This window comes from Massilia sp. 2TAF26 (assembly GCF_052115005.1).
In the GTDB taxonomy this organism is placed as follows: domain Bacteria; phylum Pseudomonadota; class Gammaproteobacteria; order Burkholderiales; family Burkholderiaceae_D; genus Telluria.
This window is the reverse complement of sequence record NZ_JBFRFV010000005.1, coordinates 221,350-240,300: the sequence shown is the minus strand read 5'-3', so window position 1 is coordinate 240,300 and position 18,951 is coordinate 221,350. Positions and strand designations below refer to the sequence as shown.

Here is an 18,951-nt window from a genome sequence, read left to right as displayed (position 1 = left end):
AAATCCGGAAAGCGAGGAGCGCGCGTGATGTTATTCCGCCAAGGAATCAATCACTTAGGAAATTTTTGTTTTATACTCCTGACATGACCAAACGCTCCCTCCTGATCCTGGCGACGCCCTTGCTGCTGGCCGGCTGCGTCAACGAAACGGCCAGCTATGCCATCGACAGCAGCGACCACGCACTGACCGTGATCGTCACGCAGGATTATTTCTGGAGCAAGCAGGCCGGACTGCGCCTGATCGCGTCGCGGCTGCCGGACTGCCAGCGCCAGTTCGACCTCGGCAAGACCCCGATGGCCGACCTCAACGTCGAACTGTTCTCGACCGGCGAAGACAGCTACCTGCTGCGCTCGGGCGACGAGATGTGGCAGGTCGACACCCAGAACTGCACCCAGCTGCCGCCGCCCGCCGACAATGTGCAGGCCCAGCCGATCGGTGTATTCCACTTCGACGGCAGGAAAAAGCTGGTGTTCGAACGCGCGGAAGGCGCGGCCGCCAGCGCTCAGTAAATCTCCTCGGTCAATCTGTTTGAATACCGCTCACGGCCGCAGCCAGCCGCGCGCGATCGGACCGGCCAGCAGGCGGCGGTACAGCGAGCCCAGCGAAACGGTGAGCAAGGCGCAGACGCTGTCCGCCAGGCGCGTCTGGAACAGCAGGGTCATGCCCAGTGCCACCGCCAGCGCGCCCAGCATATCCAGCGGCCAGTGCACGCCAACGAAGACGCGCGCCCACGCCACCACGAAGGCCAGCGGCAGCAGCGAGCGGCCGAAACGCTTCGCCGCCGGCACGCTGCTGGCGGCCAGCACCAGGGAGACGGTGAACATGATGGTGCCGTGGTCGCTCGGGAAGGAGCTGTCCGGCGCATGGTGCAGGAAATTGTGGCCGACGCCGGCAACGAAGGGCCGCTCGTGATACCACAGCAGGCCGATCACGGCATTGATGCCCAAAGCGCAGCCGGTCGCGGCCAGCGCCTTCACCGCCGCCTCGCGCTGCGCGCCCGCCCCGCGCATCCACAGGCCGACCAGGCCGATCGGCACCAGCAGGATCAGCCATTCGGCGCAGAACAGGGCCAGTTCCAGTCGCCAGCCATGCAGGCCGGCGTTGGAGTTGATCATGGAAAACCACAGCAGATTGATGTTCTCGAACATGACTACATGACGCGCGGATGACAAAACGCGACTGTATCAGCTCGGCAGTGGGAACTCACACACTATTACGCAAATTTAACCAAGTTCGCTGACGCGCTTACGCTGCTTGCACGCTTACTTCAGCGTTGTCCGGTCAGATGGCGCAAGCGTGCGATCTCGGTGCTGCGGCCGAGGCGTTCGAGAGCGCTCTCGAGCAGGGTGCGGTCGCCGTCGCGCAGCATGGTCCATTGCGTAAAGTATTCGTGCACGGTACGCCAGGGAGGGAACTCGGGCGGCATGCTGCGCCAGGCGCTGCCGGTATGCAGGAAGTAGAGGACGGCGCAGAAGACATCGTACAGGTCGTGCTTGCGCGGCCTGGTCTTGCGGCGCGCCGCCTCAAGCATGTCGCGGACGGTCTCGAACTGCTCGCGCGTTAGATCGCTAGGAAATGTAGGCCTGTTCATGTCGTTCGCCTCAGACAAAGTCAATTGGAGACGCGTGATACGGAACGGTTCCCGACTAGCACGTGAAGGCCTCGCGATGCCGACCAGGCGGTCGAACGGCGGGGTTTTGTCAATACAGTGTAGCAGGGGATTCCGCACACTGCTGCGGTTTTTACACAGCGATACACGGCGAGCGCGGCCCTGCGCGGCATGGCGCATCGGACCGGTGGAAGGAATGGGCGGCGCGTGGCCGCCCGGGAAGATCAGTCGCGGGCCAGCGCCAGGAACTCGGTGCGCAATCCCAGGTTCGGCTGCAGTTCGCCCAGCATGGCCGAGGTGATGGTTTCCTCGCCCGGCGTGCGGATGCCGCGGCTTTCCATGCACATGTGGCGGCACTTGATGACCACGCCGACGGCCTTCGGTTCCAGCACTTCCATCAGCGTATTGGCGATCTGGACCGTCAGGCGCTCCTGCACCTGCAGGCGCTTGGCGAACACATCGACCAGGCGAGTCAGCTTCGACAGGCCGACGATCTTGCCGTTCGGCAGATAGCCGACGGTGGCCTTGCCGAAGAAGGGGGCCAGGTGGTGTTCGCAATGGCTGTAGACCGGGATGCCGCGCACCACGATCAGCTCGTTGTATTCCTCGGCGCCATCTTCGAAGGCCTTGAGGATCTCGACCGGATCCTGCTCGTAGCCGGAAGTCCAGTGCTTCCAGGCCTTGGCGACGCGCGCCGGGGTCTCGTGCAGGCCGGGACGATTGGGATCTTCGCCGAGGCTGGCCAGCAGGCGGCGCCAGTCGTTTTCGGTGAAGACTTCTTTGTCAGACATGGTTAACCCTAAAATTGAAGACTGCCGAGAGTATATAGAAAATGCAGTCGATCTACAGACTGCGGGCTATTTCTTTGAGCGAAATGGACGCGGCCTTGGCATCGATGCGCTAGCGTGGTCGACGTCCTTTTCACTGCTAGGAGAACAGCCATGCTCGGCAGCACTGTCCTGGAAGTCGCCATCGGCCTGACCTTCTGTTACGGCACGGTGGCCCTGATCGTCACCACCCTGCAGGAGGCACTGGCCTCCCTGTTCCGCCTGCGCGCCAACACCCTGCTGGCGGGCATCAAGAGCATGCTCAACGACCCGGCCTTCGACGGCCTGGCGCGCGCCGTGTATGCCCATCCTCTGGTCAATCCGCATACCGACGGCAACGCCGCGAACGAGCGCGCGCTGCGCTCGAAACCATCCTACATCGAACCCGCGCATTTTGCGATTGCCCTGGTCGACAGCCTGTGGAAGGTACCGGGCGACTTCCTCCAGCTGCGCAGCGCCATCGACACGATCGCCGACCCGCAGCTGCGGGCCGCCATGCTGGGCATGGTTAGCCGCGCGCGCGACCTGCAGCAGTTCCAGGACATGCTGGCCGGCTGGTTCGACAATGCGATGGCGCGCATGTCCGGCGCCTACAAGCGCAAACAGCTGCTGATCTCGCTGCTGCTGTCGCTGCTGCTGGCGATCCTGTTCAATATCGACAGCATCCACCTGTTCCGCACCCTGTGGCAGCAGCCGGCCCTGGCCGCCCACCTGAAGGACGTGCCCGGCGCGCTCGACCCGGCCGTGATCGACGCCCTGATGGCCCTTCCCATCGGCTGGACGAAATTTCCGCCGGTGCTGGACGCCGACTTCGCGCTGCAGGCGGCGGGCTGGATGATCACCGCCACCACCGCCCTGTTCGGCGCGCCGTTCTGGTTCGACCTGATGCAGCGGGTGGTGCGCATGCGCGCCACCGGCGCCAGGCCGGAAGAGGTGCCGCTGGCGCTGCGGATCGAGGGGAAAGTGGCGGCGACGCCGGTACCGCTACCTTGAATTAACTCAGCGCCCGGAAGGCCGGTGCGCATCCACCAGCACGCTCGACACCGACACGTGCGGCACGCGCTCCGGCCACTCGTCGTCCGGACCGAACCAGCGCGCCTCCATGATCTCGTTGGGATCGGTACGGATCTCGCCGTCCAGGTAATCCGCGGTAAACGCGATCATCAGCGAATGCGGGAAGGGCCAGGACTGGCTGCCGAAATAGCGCAGGTTGTGCACGCGCAGGCCGACTTCCTCGAACACTTCGCGGTGCACCGCCTCCTCGATCGATTCGCCGGCCTCCAGGAAGCCGGCGAGCGGCACGAAGCGCTTCGAGGGCGACTGCGTGTGCAGGGCCAGCAGGAAGGAATCCCCCTTGCGGATCAGTACCATCATCGCCGGCGAGATGCGCGGATAGGCCATGTGGCCGCAGTTCGTGCACTTGAAACAACGTTCCCCCGCCATGCGGAAGGTGGCACTGCCGCAGGCGCCGCAGAAGCGGTGGGTGCGCGCCCATTCGGCTACCTGGGCCGCCCGTGCGGCCACCCCCAGCAGGGTCTCGTCGAATTCCGCGAACAGCGAACGCAGGCCGCGCCAGCCATAGCCCTGGGGCGCGCGCGCTTCGTCCTCGACCCAGCCGGCCTGGCAATAGCGGCCGTCCAGCAGGCCGACCGGCTGCAGGGCTTGCGGGTCGAGAGCCAGGCTGGCGACGGCGGCGCGGTCGGGCAGGGCCAGGTCGGCTTCGCGCACCAGCAGGCGGCCTGCATGAAAGATGAGCGACAGCGCGTCATCCGCTTGCTGCGGGTCCTGCGGAGGCGCCATCAGGGGCGTGAACGAGGCGGGCGTCTGGAGCATGGTGGTATCCGGTAACGAGATACCCGATCATACCGCGACACGCACAGCTTCGATGACCATGCCCTGATATCCCTCGCTTGGTCGCGCAGAACTATTCCCGGCTCATCATGCTCCAAACCTTCGCTGGACCGTTACGGCGCACATGCAGAAGGAGGAAACGATGATCCGCCGTCCATTCCTGCACCGCCTCGACCCGCCATCCGTCGTCGTGTTCCGCGCGCTCGATCTGGGCGACATGCTGTGCGCCGTGCCGGCCCTGCGGGCGCTGCGCTCGGCCGTGCCGCGCGCCCACATCGCCCTGGTCGGCCTGCCCTGGGCGCAGCAGTTCGCCGACCGCTTTACCGGCTACGTCGACGAGTTCATCCCCTTTCCCGGCCATCCGCTGCTGCCCGAACAGCCGGTGCAGCGCGACGGCCTGGCGCGCTTCTACAACAGCCTGTCCGCGCGCGAGTTCGGGCTGGCGATCCAGCTGCACGGCAGCGGCGACGTCAGCAACGACATCGTCAGCGGCTTCGGCGCCAAAGCGCTGGCCGGCTATTCCCGCGGCGAGGCGGTGGTCCGCGGCCGCACCGTCCTGCTGCCCTATCCGGAGACGGGGGCCGAGCCGGAGCGCCTGCTGGGCCTCATGGAGCGACTCGGCGCCGAGGCGGCCGGGCTGCACCTGGAGTTTCCGCTGTCGCAGCAGGACGAGGAAGAACTCGACGCCAGCGGCCTGGCGAAGAAGTTGAAGGACGCCGCCTATTTCTGCATCCACCCCGGCGCGCGCCAGCGCGACAAATGCTGGCCGCCGCCGCGATTCGCCGAAGTCGGCGACCGCCTGGCAGCGGAATTCGGTCTGCAGCCGGTGCTGACCGGATCGGCCGCCGAAGCCGACCTGACGGCCGAAGTGGCATCCCACATGCATCACAAGCCGCTGGATGCCGCCGCCCCGATCTCGATCGGCGCCATGGCCGTGCTGATGCGCAAGGCACAGCTGCTGCTGTGCAACGACACCGGCGTGTCCCACATTGCCGCCGGCCTCAGGCTCAAAAGCGTGGTGGTATTCAGCAAGGCCGACATTGCGCGCTGGGCACCGCTCGACCGTCACAGCCACCGCTGCATCTGGGACCCGGACGCCCAGCGCGCCGCCGTCGTGCTGCAGCATGCGCGCGCCCTGCTTTCCGGCACCGGGCCGAGCCGCCAGCGCAGCGTGGGGATGTGGCCTTACTGGTGACGCTGCGCCGCCGCCTTGTCCGCCGCCTGCGTCTTCCCGTACAGCCAGGGATTCAGGCTGGGATCGTCGTACAGCTTGAACTGGCGGTAGACCTTGAAGAAGGCCTGTCCCGCCCGCGCCTCGGCCAGCAGCTTGTCGAGGCAGGACATCAGGTCTTCGCGCTGCGCAGCCAGGCGCTCCAGCTTGCAGGCGCAGGCGTGCATGTGGTCTGACCCGGCTTCGTGGCGCCGGGCCTGGGCGCGCATGTGGTGGATCTTGAGCGCCAGGATCGACAGGCGGTCGATCATCGCCCCCGCGGTTTCGCTCGACAGGCGGGCGCCGGGACGGCGGCTGATGCGCTCGAACTCGCGCAGCAGGCGTTCGTCGAGGGCCTCGACCGCGTCGTTGCGCTTCTGGTTGTAGCGGTCGATCAGGCGCTTGCCGGCGGCGATCTCGGTGGGCGGCACGTCGAGCCGGCGGGCGCGGTCTTCCTCGCGCCACAGCAGGCCGTTGTAGCGGTGGTTGGCGGCGATCCAGGTCCAGGCGCCGGATTGGGCGTCATCGAAGATGGGCCAGTCGGGATTGCGCAACTGCCGGTCGTGGAAAGCCACGACCGATGCCGCGTCGATGGTGCTGTGCATGAAGACTCCCTGCTGTACGGTGGCGACAGCGTTTGGAGTGCCCAGGCATACGGGGAGTTCACGCGACCACCCCCATGCTTGGCGGGGCGCAAACGGTGGAGACCAGGATAAAAAAGGGCGGCGCCTTGCGGTAACCGCCCCTGATTACTTCAGCATGCGGGCGCGGGTGGCCACCCAGGCGATCAGCGTTGCCAGGCCGCCGACGTAGGCGATGGCGATCTGCATGCCGAAGCTCTGGGCGATGGCGCCGATCACCGGCGGACCCATCAGGCTGCCGCTGTAGGCCATGCTGGCCACGCCGGCCAGTGCTGCCGGACCCTGGCCGCCGGCGGCGCTGAACACGAACGGAAACACCAGCGACATGCCGAGACCGGCGACGGCAAAGCCGAACAGGGCGCAGTAGGCATTCGGCGACAGCACGGCGAAGAACAGGCCGGCCGCGCCCAGCATCGAACCGCTGGTCACCAGCGGACGGGCGCCGTAGCGGGCCTTCAGCTTGTCGCCGATCAGGCGCGACAGCAGCATCATCACCGAGAAGCAGGACAGGGCCAGCGGCGCCAGGCCGTCCGATGCGCCGAAGTGCTCTTTCAGGAACACGCCGCTCCAGTCGGCGATGCTGCCTTCGGCCATCGAACCCAGGAAGCCCAGCGCGCCCAGCACCAGCAGTTCGCCGCGCGGCAGCGTGAACTTCTTCTTCTCGACGGTGGCGCCGGCACTGTCGTCGGCATCCAGCATGGTGTAGGCGTAGTACAGGACGACCGCCAGCGGACCGGCCAGCATCAGGAAGTGGGTGGCCGGCATGATGTGCAGGCTGGCCATCAGGCTGCCCAGGGTCGCGCCCGCCAGGCCGCCGGCGCAGCCGAGGCCGTGCAGCTTGGACAGCTCCGACTTGCCGGTCGCCTTTTCACGGGCGGTGGCGGCCGAGTTGATGGCGACGTCGAAGGTGCTGGCGGTGATGCCCAGGCTCAGCACGGCCATCATCAGCAGCGGTACGGTCGGGGCGGCGCCGATGGCGATCAGCACGCACAGCAGGGCCAGGCCCGAGAACAGCAGGGTCTTGCGCGCGCCGAGCGAGGCCATCATGCGCGACGAGATCGGATAGGACAGGACGGCGCCCAGGCCGCCCATCAGCAGCACCATCGACAGCGCCGAGTGCGAAACGTGCACGCGCTCGGCCATCGCCGGGATGCGGCCGGCCCAAGAACCCATGATCACGCCGAACAGGGTGAACAGGACGGGCAATGCATATTGCTGAGCCTGCGCGATCGACGGGGTGCGGGCGATGGCTCGGGCGGTGCTGGTGCGGGAAGGAGTCGGCATTATTCGTTTTCGGGAAGCTGAAAGCAAAACGCCAACCAGAAGTAGTTGGCGATCGGAAACTGATGGAAGGAAATTCTACGCCCTCCACAGGACTTTTGCTTTGCCGTGCGGAAAAAAATTTCTTTCCATTTGTAAGCATTTATCGAAGCGTTGCGCGATATAGACAAAATGATGCAAGCGATAACGAAAATTTCTTCGAAAACAGAGAATAAGTCGAATTTAGCGGTGAATTACGTGAAAAAGAAGCGTGATATCAGCCATGTGCAAACCTCATAATGGCCGCGATTTGTGACTGGAAAGCAAAAAATCGCCGTGGAACCCGCCGCTGCCGGACGCGTGAAAGCCACCTCGCCGCGTGTCATGCGAGCAGGTTTTCGGCAGGAGAGATTTTGTAACTGAATGCAACGCGCAGCTGCTGCCGGCGTTACGAATGTGCGGATGCAGCCCGGTCGATCAGGTCGGCCGGGACACTGCACCGACCTGCGCCGGTCAGCTCTTCAGGAAATCCAGCATCAGCCCGTTGAGCTGCTGGGCGTGGGTCGCGGCAAAGCCGTGCGGCGCGCCCTTCACCACCTCGAGGCGGCTGCCGGGAATCATCTGGTGCGAGCGCTGGCCGGACACTGCCAGCGGCACGATCTGGTCGGCGTCGCCGTGGGCGACCAGGGTCGGGACGTCGAATTTTTTCAGGTCGGCGCGAAAGTCCGTGGTGCCGAAGGCGACGATGCATTGTTCGGTCGCCAGCGGCGATGCCGCCCAGGCCTGCCATTTGCTGAAGGCCAGCAAGTCCTGGCCTTGCCCCGGCTGCAGGTTGTAGAAATTCGGGAAGAATCCTTCGAGGAAGGCGATGCGGTCTTTCCTCACGCCCTCCAGCATGCCGTCGAACACGGATTTGTCCACGCCCTCCGGGTTGTCGTCCGTCTTCAGCAGGAAGGGCGGCACGGCGCCCAGCAGCATGGCCTTCGACACGCGCTCCGTGCCGTAGCGGCCGATGTAGCGCGCCACCTCGCCGCCGCCCATCGAAAAGCCGGCCAGCGCCACGTCGCGCAGGTCGAGCTGGGTGATCAGCTCGTTCAGGTCGGCGGCAAAGCTGTCGTAGTCGTAGCCCGCGGTCGGACGGCCGGACTGGCCGAAGCCGCGGCGGTCGTAGGCGATCGCGCGGTAGCCGGCCTCGGCCAGCGCCGTGATCTGCGATTCCCACATGCGGTGGCTGAGCGGCCAGCCGTGGATCAGCACGACGGGTTTTCCTTGCCCCTGTTCGTAGTAGTACAGCTCGGTCGGATTGGCGCCGGACGTGCGGATGGTAGGCATGGACACTCCTTTCATGAGAAGTCGGCAGTGTAAGGCTTTGTCCGGCGACGAATCGCACGCTTGCCCGCCGCCACAAGCTGAATTGCCTCCAGCTTCTCCGAGCGCTTGTCGTTCCGCCCGGCGGCAGCGGTTCCATCATCTGTCCTCGCTTACTTCGCCGCGTTCCAGGCCGCAACCTTGGCACGCGTCTGCGCCAGCATGGCGTCCAGCGCCGCCCGATCCTGCAATCGACCGCGCAGCACCACGGCGCGGATCTCGCGCAGCGCGCCGATATCCTCCAGCGGATTGCGCTCGACCAGCAACAGGTCGGCCGCCTTGCCGGCTTGCACCGCGCCGTAGCGATCGAGTTTGCCGAACCAGGCCGGTCCCGCACGCGTGGCCGCGGCCAGCGCCTGGGGCGGCGTCAGGCCGAGTTTGACGAACAGGGCCAGCTCATCGTGCAGGCCGATGCCGGGATAGTTGAACGAATTGAGGAAGCCCGCATCGGTGCCCGCCATGATCGTCACCCCGGCTTGTTGCAGCATGGGCAGCACGGCCGCCACCTGCTCATAGTGGGCGTGGCGCGCCGCCACGTCGGCCGGCGTGGCCTTGGCCGCGCGGTCGACACGCCACTGGTAAGTCTGGCGCAGGCGCGGACCGATATAGGCGAGGTAGGCGTCCTTGTCATGCGCGTCGCTGTCGAGAAAGGCCAGGACGCGGCTGCCGTTCAGGGTCGGCGTCACGAACACGCCGGCTTGCGCCAGCTGGCGATACGACGCCATCGCCCCTTGCGGGTCGAAGCCTTTGGCAAGGCGGGCGCTGGCCTGGGCGCGCGTGATGCGGCCAGCCGCAAAATCGGCGGCGATACTGTCGCCATCACGCACTCCTGCGTTGTAGGCGTAGTCGAGGTGTTCGATCGAACTGATGCCGGCATCGACGGCCTGGCGCACCGTCAGCGCCATCGGGATGTGGCCCGAGGTGCGCATGTGGCGCGCCTTGGCCTGGGCCAGCGTGTACAGGAACAGCTGGGGATCGAGCGTGCTGTCGGTGATCTTGACGAAGTCGACTTTATCGCGCCGCTGCAGGCGGTCCAGCGCGGCGTCGGCATCGGCCCGGCTGCCCACCTCCAGGGTGCCCTTCCAGACCGGCTTGATGCCCTCGATCTTGGCGCCCGAGGTGAACAGCTGCGGCCCGAACAGGCGGCCTGCCGCGATATCGGCGCGCCAGGCCAGCACTTGCTCGGGCAAGTCGCCCGAGGCGTCGCGCACGGTCGTGATGCCATGCGCGACATACAGCGGCAGCAATGCCTGGTTTTCTTCGATCAGTTCGGGACCACCGCCGAAATGCACGTGCATATCCCACAAACCGGGCAGCAGGTAACGGCCGGCGGCATCGCTGTTGCGCGTGGCGCGCCAGCCGGCGGCGATGACGGCGTCGGGACCGCTGGCGACAATGTCCTGGCCGCGCACGGCCACGGCCTGGTCGTCGAGAACGCGCGCCTGCGCCACGTCGACCACGCGCGCATGGCGGATCAGCAGGTCAGCCTGGGCCGGCTCGGCCGCTTGGACGGAGGACAGCAGGAATGCGAACGAGAAAGCAAGGGGGCGAAACAGGGACATGGCAAGTCGAATCAGTAGAAGGTGAACGGGATGCGGAAGATCAAAAGAAAACGGCGAGCGCCGGGTGGCGCTCGCCGTTTCGACAGCGAATCCGCTTGGGGACCTTCCTGGTTTAGAACGGGATGTCGTCATCCATATCCGAGAAGTTCGGTGCCGGTTTCGGCTGCGGACGGGCTGCCGGTGCCGGCGGGGCCTGGCGCGGCGCCGGACGGCTCGGCGGTGCGTCGTAGCTGTCGCCGCCGCCGCCGTAGCTGTCGCCACCACCGAAGCTGTCGCCGCCGCCCATGCCCTGGCGGCCGCCCAGCATCTGCATGTTTTCAGCGATGATGTCGGTGGCGTAGCGTTCGATGCCGTCCTTGTCGGTGTACTTGCGGGTCTGCAGGCGGCCTTCGACGTAGACCGAGGAACCTTTCTTCAGGTACTGGCCGACGATTTCAGCGAGGCGGCCGAAGAAGGAGATGCGGTGCCACTCGGTCAGCTCTTTCTGTTCGCCGGTGTTGCGGTCCTTGGATTTGTACGAAGTGGCCACAGCGATGTTGGCGATGGCGTCACCGCTCGGCATGTAGCGGATTTCCGGATCGCGGCCGAGGTTGCCGACGATGATGACCTTGTTGACTGATGCCATGGTGAAACTCCTTCAGAATGATGTGAGCCCTGGCTCTGCGTGTTGACTAAGTGCCAGGGAAATTAAGGGTATTGCCTCCGTTATTATGCCTGTTTGCTAGGCTTAACAGGCAACTTTTTAAACGCTGCGGAGGCAGGCGCATGCCGGTTTATCCGACATCCGCTCAGACAGGCAAAATGGGGGCGAAGTGCCCCATTTGGAAGAGACGCCCGTCAAAGTTCTCGAGGTAACGATGCGCTAGTAAGTCGCTTTACCCGAGCGCTTTTTACTCGAGGTTCACCGCGGTAATCTCGCCCCCGAGCGGCGTGATGTACAGCACCCCGTTCGGCGACAGCGACAGCCGGCCTCCCTCCGGGCAGGACCACACGACCTTCCGGGTCGCGATATCGATCGCAACCGTGCCGGCGCCGCCCTGCGGCTCGCCGCTGACGAACAGCAGGTTCCTGGTGGCCAGGATCGAATGCGAGACCGAGACCGGGCCCGGTCTCGGCATGCTCCACAAGGTCTTGCCGGTGGCGCGGTCGAGCGCCAGCACGGCATTGCCGGTGACGCCGTACAGCACCGGCCCCGGCGGTGCTGCCATCTCCAGCAGTACCGGCCCCTGCCACTTGAAGCTGCCCTGGGCGATGCCGGTCGCCACGAGTCCGTTCGGCGACAGCGCATACGCCAGGCCATCCGCCACCATTCCGTCCATGGGGCTGTCGGTGAATTGGCGGTGATGATCCACCACCTTGGCGCCGGTCTTCGCATCCATGCCGAGCAGGCCGCCATCGGAAAAGGCCACGTAGACCCGGCCCTGGTCGACGGCCGGCGCGAAGGCATGGTTCGGCGCGCCGGTCCACTCGCTTTCCCACAGCAGCTCATGGGTCGCGGCGTCGAATTTCGCCAGCAGCTTGCCGGCGGCGCGGTCGTTCACGTAGATGCCGCCGTCGGCAATGACGGGCGCCATGCGCATGTCGGCGGTCGAGTGGCCGGGTGCACGCCGGCTCGGGATGACCCGCTTGTCGAGCAACGCGCCGGTGCGCTGGTCGAAGAACAGGAGGGCATCGCCATCGATGCCGGCCTGGGCGCTCAGCACCACCTTGCCGTCATCGGCCGCCGGCGGATCGACGAGGTCGAATTTGCCGAGCGCCGCGGCCCAGCTTTCCTTGCCCGTCGCTTCGTCGAGGGCGCGCAGGGTCCATTGCCCGGCGGCTTCCTGGACGACGGCGAAAGCCTGCCCCTTGTCGAGCGCAAGCTGGGCCTGGGAAACCGATGCGCCGGCAGGCAGGGACCAGGCGAAACGGCGTGTGAATCTTGCCGGGTCGAAGGCGGCGGGCACGTGGTTCGTGTGGCCGGCATTGCCGCCCGTCGCCGACCAGGCCGGCAGGCCCGGCATGGCGGACAAGGGCGTCAGGTGGCTTGCCGGCGCCGCCTGCGGCAAGGCGCCGGCGGGAACGCGCGCCGGCCCGGCAACCGGGCCGGCGCCGACCGCACTCTTGCCGCTGCCGTTGCAGCCTACCTGTGCGATGGCCAGCGTCGCCAGGAACAGCGTGCGCAGGATGATCTTCATGAAATGAGCCGGGGACGGCAAGCGTTGAAAACCGAAAAGTATTTCACTGTCCGGCCGACCTCTCAATTCCATTCCAATAGAAACCAAAAGTAATTATGCACTTAATACTTTTAATAAAACGCCACCTGTCTCAGGAATTTATTTCGAGATTTTGATCGCTTTGTCATTGAAGAGGGCCTGAAGCAGCCCACATACGAAAGACCAGAGATTCCATGTAGATAACGCGGCCACAGTTAATTCACGCCACGTATACCACTGTGAATAAAAACAGGTAAACTAGTGAGTTCTTCTCGCTTGGCCCGCTCACCGTGGAACTTCGTGCGCCGGCCCTCAACCATTCGAAAGCCAGCAAAAACCTGATGGAAGAAATCCGAATCCGCGGCGCCCGCACGCACAACCTCAAGAACATCAATCTCGACCTGCCGCGCAACAAGCTGATCGTGATCACCGGCCTGTCGGGCTCCGGCAAATCCTCGCTCGCCTTCGATACCCTGTATGCCGAGGGCCAGCGCCGCTACGTCGAATCGCTGTCGGCCTATGCGCGCCAGTTCCTGCAGCTGATGGAAAAGCCGGACGTCGACCTGATCGAAGGCCTGTCGCCGGCGATCTCGATCGAACAGAAAGCGACCTCGCACAACCCGCGTTCGACCGTCGGCACCGTCACCGAGATCCACGACTACCTGCGCCTGCTGTACGCGCGCGTCGGCACGCCCTATTGCCCGGACCACTCGCACGAGCCGCTGACCGCGCAGACCGTCTCGCAGATGGTCGACGCCGTGCTCGCCATGCCGGAAGAGACCAAGCTGATGATCCTGGCTCCGGTGGTCGCCAACCGCAAGGGCGAGCACAGCGACCTGTTCGCCTCGATGCAGGCCCAGGGCTTCGTGCGCTTCCGCGTGCAGAGCGGCACCGGCGACGCCAGGATCCATGACGTCGACGACCTGCCGAAGCTGAAGAAGACCGAGAAGCACACCATCGACGTCGTGATCGACCGCGTGAAGGTCAACGCCGAGATCAAGCAGCGCCTGGCCGAAAGTTTCGAAACCGCGCTGCGCCTGGCCGACGGCCGCGCCGTGGCCTACGAGATGGACACCGCCAAGGAACACATCTTCTCGAACAAGTTCGCCTGCAATGTCTGCGGCTATTCGCTGCAGGAGCTTGAGCCGCGCCTGTTCTCCTTCAATAACCCGATGGGCGCCTGCCAGGAATGCGATGGCCTGGGCCACATCGAGTTCTTCGATCCGAAGCGCATCGTCGCCTTCCCCAACCTGTCGCTGGCCTCCGGCGCCGTGAAGGGCTGGGACCGCCGCAACCAGTTCTACTTCCAGATGCTGAGCAGCCTGGCGCAGCACTACGGCTTCGACCTCGACAAACCCTTCGAGCAGTTGCCGAAGACGGCCCAGGACGCGGTCCTGTTCGGCTCCGGCAAGAACACCGTGCCCTTCGCCTATGTGAACGAGCGTGGCCGCACCGTGATCCGCGAACACACCTTCGAGGGCGTGGTCAACAACCTGCAGCGCCGCTACCGCGAGACCGATTCGATGGCGGTGAAGGAGGAGCTGGCCAAGTTCATCAACGAGAAGGAATGCCCGACCTGCGGCGGCGCGCGCCTGCGCACCGAAGCGCGCTATGTCCGCATCGGCCACGGCGAGCAGGAACGCGCCATCTACGAGGTCGCCAGGACCCCGCTGCGCGACTGCCTGGCCTACTTCGACAGCCTGCAGCTGACGGGCGCCAAGAAGGACATCGCCGAGCGCGTGATCAAGGAGATCATCGCACGCCTGAAATTCCTGAACGACGTCGGCCTCGACTACCTGTCGCTGGACCGCAGCGCCGATACCCTGTCGGGCGGCGAAGCCCAGCGTATCCGCCTGGCCTCGCAGATCGGCTCCGGCCTGACCGGCGTGATGTACGTGCTGGACGAGCCCTCGATCGGCCTGCACCAGCGCGACAACGACCGCCTGATCGCGACCCTCAAGCACCTGCGCGACATCGGCAACAGCGTGCTGGTGGTCGAGCACGACGAGGATGCGATCCGTACCGCCGACTACATCGTCGACATGGGTCCGGGCGCCGGCGTGCATGGCGGCGCCGTGATCGCCGAGGGAACGATCAAGGACATCATGAAGAACAAGGAGTCCCTGACCGCGGCCTACCTGAGCGGCCGGAAGAAGATCGAGGTGCCGAAGAAGCGTACCGAGGCCGACCCGGAGCGCATGCTGCACATTAGCGGCGCGACCGGCAACAACCTGAAGAACGTCACCCTGGAACTGCCGGTGGGCCTGATGACCTGCGTGACCGGCGTGTCCGGCTCGGGCAAGTCGACCCTGGTCAACGACACGCTGTATCCTGCCCTGTCGCGCCACCTGTACGGCTCGCAGACCGAGCCGGCGCCGCACGCGACGATCCACGGCCTGGAACACTTCGACAAGGTGATCTCGGTCGACCAGGCGCCGATCGGCCGCACCCCGCGTTCGAACCCCGCCACCTATACCGGCGTGTTCACCCCGATCCGCGACCTGTTCGCGACGGTGCCGACCGCGAAGGAACGCGGCTACTCGGCCGGCCGCTTCTCGTTCAACGTGAAGGGCGGCCGCTGCGAAGCCTGCCAGGGCGACGGCGTGATCAAGGTCGAGATGCACTTCCTGCCGGACGTCTACGTGCCTTGCGACGTCTGCCACGGCAAGCGCTACAACCGCGAGACGCTGGAAGTCCAGTACAAGGGCAAGAACATCACCGAAGTGCTGGAGATGACGGTCGAGGACGCGCATGAGTTCTTCAAGCCGGTGCCGGTCATCGCCCGCAAGCTGCACACGCTGCTGGACGTGGGCCTCGGCTACATCAAGCTGGGCCAGAGCGCGACCACGCTGTCGGGCGGCGAGGCGCAGCGCGTAAAGCTGTCGCTGGAACTGTCCAAGCGCGACACCGGCCGCACGCTGTACATCCTGGATGAACCGACCACCGGCCTGCACTTCGCCGACATCGACCTGCTGCTGAAGGTGATCCACCGCCTGCGCGACCAGGGCAACACGCTCGTGATCATCGAGCACAACCTGGACGTGGTCAAGACCGCGGACTGGATCGTCGACCTCGGTCCCGAAGGCGGCGCGGGCGGCGGCACCATCGTCGCCACCGGCACGCCGGAGGACGTGGCCAAGAACAAGGCCAGCGTGACCGGCAAGTACCTGAAGCCGCTGCTGAAGCAGTAAGCCAAGAGGACGTCGTCCCCGCGCAGGCGGGGACCCAAGTTATGAGGCACCCGAAGCTTGGATTCCCGCCTGCGCGGGAATGACGAGGCTTCTTATCTCGCTAACTGGTACCCCTCGTCCAGCCAGCCGGTGATCCCGCCGATCATCAGTTTCACGGGCCGTCCCAGCCTGGCCAGGCGCAGCGCCCCGCGGTGGGCGCCATTGCAGTGCGGCCCGGCGCAGTACACCACGAACAGGGTCTCCGTCGGGTATTCCTTCAGCTTCGCCTCGACGATCTTCCCATGCGGCAGATTGAGCGCGCCCGGCACGTGGCCCTGCCCGTACAGCGCGGGTCCGCGCACATCCAGCAGCACGAAGTCCTGCAGGCCGCCGCTCATCGCCTCGTGCACGTCGGCGCAATCGGTCTCGTATTCGAAGGCCGTGCCGAAATGCCGGGCCGCCTGTTCGCCGGGCGCAGCGGGTATGCTTGAAACTGCTGAAGCCATCTCGATCTCCTTTGCAAAATGAGACTGCAGTGTGCCCGTGGGTTCGACAACCCGGCAGTGGCCGCGGCGACAGAAGCTGGTAACATCCGGCCATGTCCCACCACGTCGCCATCCTCGCCTACGATCGCCTGTGCACCTTCGAATTCGGCTGCGCGGTCGAGCTGTTCGCGCTGGAACGGCCGGAGCTGGATGTGGACTGGTACAGCTACGCGGTGTGCGCCATCGAGCCGGGCCCGCTGCGCGCCGCCGGCGGCCTGACAGTGCAGGCGCCGCACGGCCTGGATGCCCTCGACGGCGCCGGCACCATCGTCATCCCCGGCTGGCGCGACGCGGACGAAGCCCCCCCTCCGGCGCTGCTTGACGCCCTGCGCCGCGCCCACGCACGCGGCGCGCGCCTGTGCTCGATCTGCTCGGGCGCCTTCGTGCTGGCGCATGCCGGCCTGCTCGACGGCCGCAGGGCAACCACCCACTGGCGCTATTTCGACAGGCTGGCTTCGCATTTCCCGGCCATCGCGATCGAGCACGGCACGCTGTACGTCGAGGATGGGAATATCGTCACCTCGGCCGGCTCGGCGGCCGGCCTCGACATGCTGCTGCACCTGGTGCGCAGCGACTTCGGCGCCGGCATCGCGAACAGGGTCGCCCAGCGCCTGGTCATCCCGGCCCACCGCGACGGCGACCAGGCGCAGCTGGTGGCGCGTCCGCTGCCGCAGTCGAATACCGACCCGATCGCCCGCACCATGGACTGGGCAAGAGAAAACCTGCGCGCCGCGCACACGCTGGCCTCGATGGCGGAACAGGCCCGCATGGGCGTGCGCACCTTCCAGCGCCACTTCAAGGAACGCACCGGCGCCAGCCCGCTGGACTGGCTGGTGCGCGAACGCGTGATGCTCGCCGCGCAGCTGCTGGAGACCCGGCCGGCGCTCGGCATCGAGGCCGTGGCCGACCTGGCGGGACTCGGCTCGCCCGAATCGCTGCGGCGCCACTTCCGCAGCCACGGCCTGCCCTCGCCGGCGCGCTACCGCAGACAACACGGAGAATCCAGACCATGAGCGACTTCCTGCTGGCCTCGGTCCACCACCTGATCGTGTTCGGCATCGCCTCGGTGCTGGCGGCCGAACTGGCGCTGATGCGCCCCGCGGCCATGTCGCCGCACACGGTCAGGCTGCTGGGGCGCTTCGATGCGGTTTACGGCGCTCTGGCGATGGCGATCCTGGGGGTCGGCTTCGCGCGGGTGTGGTTCGGCGCCAGGGGGCCGGATTTCTATCTGCACAATCCGATGTTCTGGGCCAAGATCGGCGCCTTCCTCGTGGTCGGGCTGGTGTCGATCCGCCCCACCCTGCGCATCCTGGCGTGGCAAAAGGTGTTGAAGGCCGATGCCGCCTTCGTGCCGGCCGTGCAGGAGATCGGCGCGGTGCGCCGCCAGCTGCTGATCGAGATCCACGTGTTCGCGCTGATCCCGATCTTCGCGGCCGCCATGGCGCGCGGCATCGGCTTCTAGCCGGCGCTCAGTCGGCCGAGTACAGCGGCTGGTGCATCTTGACCGGCCGGATATCCATCCTGATCCGGTAGATCGAATACGCATCCTCGCGGTTGGTGGCGTATTCCCTGGTGTCCGGCACGCGCGTAAACGTAAACTCGAAGCCGCGTTCCGGCGACTTGCTGGCAGGTCCGTCGAAAGCGATGCCGACGGCGCGCTGCTGGTCGCTGTCCACCAGCTTCTCGAGCAGGTTCACCACCGAGGTGTTGCCGAGGATGTCGGTGGTGAAGATCGATTCGCGGTGCTCGCGGTCGATGTTCTTCAAGGGCTCCTTGTCCGGTCCCGGCGAATAGGCGCGGTTGACGAGGTTGAAGCGGTCGCCGCTGTCCAGGTAACTGATGCGCGCATTCGACAGGTTGAAGTCCGGCTTCGCCTTGTCGACGGTGGCCCCGGCCAGGTCGAGCACCAGTGCGCCGCGGTAGCCGACGATGCTCACGTCGCGCGAGGGACCGACCACGGCGGCGGTGTTCTCGTCGATGCCCAGTCCCAGCGTGTAACCCTTGGCCAGCATCACCGGCAGCATGCGGGCGAAGCGTCCGCGGACCAGGAAGTGCTGGTCGATGAAGACGTCGTCGCCGACGAAGCCGAGCCCCGGCGCGACGTCCTTGCCGTCGACCACGCCGTGCTTCAGCAACGGCAGCACATCCAGCGGCGGATCGTAGAACATGGTGCTGCTCATGATGGCGGCGCCGGCGCTGGTGCCGGCGATCACGCCGCCTCTCCGGTACATCGCCCACAGCGCATCCAGCACGGCGGTGTTGCTGCCGTCGACGCGGCGCAGCGCGCCTGTGATGCGGGCCTGGTCGCCGCCGGTGAAGAAGGCGCCGCCGGCCTTGCCCACCGCCTCCGCCAGGGCCGGATCGTCGGCGGCCCTGCGTGCGTCCGTGCCCGCCAGGCGCGGCGCGATCGGCACCACGAAGGGCTGGGCGCCGTAGCGCTTCAGGTTGGCGGCGGTGAGCTCGGCTTCCCGCTGCGGCGTCCCGGCCGCGGTCGGGAACACCGCGATGCGCGCTCCCTTGCCGCCCGCCAGCGCGACGATCTTCTGGTACACCTCGGCGTTGTTGGCGCGCAGGCCGCCGCCGATGATGACCAGCGATCCTTTCACGGCGGCCGGCGCACCGGCGGCCGGCGCTGCGGGTTCGGCCGCCTGTCCGCCGGCGCCGGCGGCCAGCATCGCCAGCGCGAAGTACCATCTCTTCAGCATACGGAACC

The 18,951-nt window shown here is 66.1% G+C and carries 17 protein-coding genes and 1 pseudogene; 6 read left to right on the top strand and 12 right to left on the bottom strand.

Annotated elements, in window-relative coordinates; translation table 11 throughout:
• Nucleotides 1-83: 83 nt before the first annotated feature.
• Nucleotides 84-509 (top strand): hypothetical protein, encoded by a 426-nt coding sequence (locus AB4Z32_RS07665; protein WP_442121239.1) that lies wholly within the window; start codon nt 84-86, stop codon nt 507-509.
• Between the two features lie 30 nt (nt 510-539).
• On the opposite strand, the gene AB4Z32_RS07660 is transcribed toward AB4Z32_RS07665, so the two are convergent.
• From AB4Z32_RS07660 to folE, 3 genes and pseudogenes are all read right to left on the bottom strand, one after another.
• On the bottom strand, nt 540-1,148 hold the full coding sequence (locus AB4Z32_RS07660; protein WP_442121238.1) for a phosphatase PAP2 family protein: 609 nt from the start codon (nt 1,146-1,148) through the stop codon (nt 540-542).
• 167 nt (nt 1,149-1,315) lie between these two features.
• Nucleotides 1,316-1,591, bottom strand: a pseudogene (locus tag AB4Z32_RS07655) (transposase); the annotation flags it as partial.
• 242 nt (nt 1,592-1,833) lie between these two features.
• The gene (gene folE, locus AB4Z32_RS07650) at nt 1,834-2,400 is read right to left on the bottom strand and encodes a GTP cyclohydrolase I FolE (protein ID WP_442121237.1); all 567 of its coding nucleotides are present in this window, start codon (nt 2,398-2,400) and stop codon (nt 1,834-1,836) included.
• A 150-nt stretch (nt 2,401-2,550) separates the two neighbouring features.
• Between folE and AB4Z32_RS07645 the strand changes: the two genes are divergently transcribed.
• A complete protein-coding gene (locus AB4Z32_RS07645) occupies nt 2,551-3,429 on the top strand; it encodes a hypothetical protein (RefSeq protein ID WP_442121236.1) in 879 nt (292 codons plus the stop codon).
• 6 nt (nt 3,430-3,435) lie between these two features.
• Here AB4Z32_RS07645 and nudC read toward each other — a convergent pair whose 3' ends face one another.
• Complete coding sequence (nudC, locus tag AB4Z32_RS07640) at nt 3,436-4,269, bottom strand: NAD(+) diphosphatase (protein ID WP_442121235.1); 834 nt, start codon at nt 4,267-4,269, stop codon at nt 3,436-3,438.
• Nucleotides 4,270-4,429: 160 nt separating this feature from the next.
• Here nudC and AB4Z32_RS07635 point away from each other — a divergent pair, with 160 nt between their 5' ends.
• Nucleotides 4,430-5,482: a glycosyltransferase family 9 protein gene (locus AB4Z32_RS07635; RefSeq protein WP_442121234.1), complete on the top strand. Its 1,053-nt coding sequence runs from the start codon at nt 4,430-4,432 to the stop codon at nt 5,480-5,482.
• Here the strand turns inward: AB4Z32_RS07635 and AB4Z32_RS07630 are convergent.
• From AB4Z32_RS07630 to AB4Z32_RS07605, 6 genes are all read right to left on the bottom strand, one after another.
• The gene (locus AB4Z32_RS07630) at nt 5,473-6,102 is read right to left on the bottom strand and encodes a DUF4254 domain-containing protein (RefSeq protein ID WP_442121233.1); all 630 of its coding nucleotides are present in this window, start codon (nt 6,100-6,102) and stop codon (nt 5,473-5,475) included. The genes AB4Z32_RS07635 and AB4Z32_RS07630 overlap by 10 nt on opposite strands.
• Nucleotides 6,103-6,246: 144 nt before the next feature.
• The gene (locus AB4Z32_RS07625; RefSeq protein ID WP_442121232.1) at nt 6,247-7,422 is read right to left on the bottom strand and encodes an MFS transporter; all 1,176 of its coding nucleotides are present in this window, start codon (nt 7,420-7,422) and stop codon (nt 6,247-6,249) included.
• A gap of 489 nt (nt 7,423-7,911) precedes the next feature.
• Nucleotides 7,912-8,730, bottom strand: coding sequence for an alpha/beta fold hydrolase (locus AB4Z32_RS07620; RefSeq protein ID WP_442121231.1), 819 nt, complete (start codon nt 8,728-8,730; stop codon nt 7,912-7,914).
• Between the two features lie 149 nt (nt 8,731-8,879).
• A complete protein-coding gene (locus AB4Z32_RS07615; protein ID WP_442121230.1) occupies nt 8,880-10,328 on the bottom strand; it encodes an amidohydrolase family protein in 1,449 nt (482 codons plus the stop codon).
• 112 nt (nt 10,329-10,440) lie between these two features.
• Nucleotides 10,441-10,953 (bottom strand): single-stranded DNA-binding protein, encoded by a 513-nt coding sequence (gene ssb, locus AB4Z32_RS07610; protein ID WP_442121229.1) that lies wholly within the window; start codon nt 10,951-10,953, stop codon nt 10,441-10,443.
• 265 nt (nt 10,954-11,218) lie between these two features.
• Complete coding sequence (locus AB4Z32_RS07605) at nt 11,219-12,505, bottom strand: outer membrane protein assembly factor BamB family protein (protein WP_442121228.1); 1,287 nt, start codon at nt 12,503-12,505, stop codon at nt 11,219-11,221.
• A gap of 359 nt (nt 12,506-12,864) precedes the next feature.
• Here AB4Z32_RS07605 and uvrA point away from each other — a divergent pair, with 359 nt between their 5' ends.
• Nucleotides 12,865-15,714 (top strand): excinuclease ABC subunit UvrA, encoded by a 2,850-nt coding sequence (gene uvrA, locus AB4Z32_RS07600; RefSeq protein ID WP_442121227.1) that lies wholly within the window; start codon nt 12,865-12,867, stop codon nt 15,712-15,714.
• A gap of 92 nt (nt 15,715-15,806) precedes the next feature.
• Here uvrA and AB4Z32_RS07595 read toward each other — a convergent pair whose 3' ends face one another.
• Nucleotides 15,807-16,199 carry a rhodanese-like domain-containing protein gene (locus AB4Z32_RS07595; RefSeq protein ID WP_442121226.1) on the bottom strand — a complete coding sequence of 131 codons (393 nt, stop codon included), beginning with the start codon at nt 16,197-16,199 and terminating at the stop codon, nt 15,807-15,809.
• 92 nt (nt 16,200-16,291) lie between these two features.
• Between AB4Z32_RS07595 and ftrA the strand changes: the two genes are divergently transcribed.
• Together ftrA and AB4Z32_RS07585 are read left to right on the top strand one after the other, a co-directional pair.
• Nucleotides 16,292-17,251, top strand: a complete 960-nt coding sequence (gene ftrA / locus AB4Z32_RS07590) for a transcriptional regulator FtrA (RefSeq protein WP_442121225.1) — start codon at nt 16,292-16,294, stop codon at nt 17,249-17,251.
• Complete coding sequence (locus tag AB4Z32_RS07585) at nt 17,248-17,700, top strand: DUF2214 family protein (RefSeq protein ID WP_442121224.1); 453 nt, start codon at nt 17,248-17,250, stop codon at nt 17,698-17,700. The genes ftrA and AB4Z32_RS07585 overlap by 4 nt, the downstream gene beginning before the upstream one ends.
• 7 nt (nt 17,701-17,707) lie before the next feature.
• On the opposite strand, the gene AB4Z32_RS07580 is transcribed toward AB4Z32_RS07585, so the two are convergent.
• Nucleotides 17,708-18,943: a cyanophycinase gene (locus AB4Z32_RS07580; protein WP_442121223.1), complete on the bottom strand. Its 1,236-nt coding sequence runs from the start codon at nt 18,941-18,943 to the stop codon at nt 17,708-17,710.
• Nucleotides 18,944-18,951: the final 8 nt, after the last annotated feature.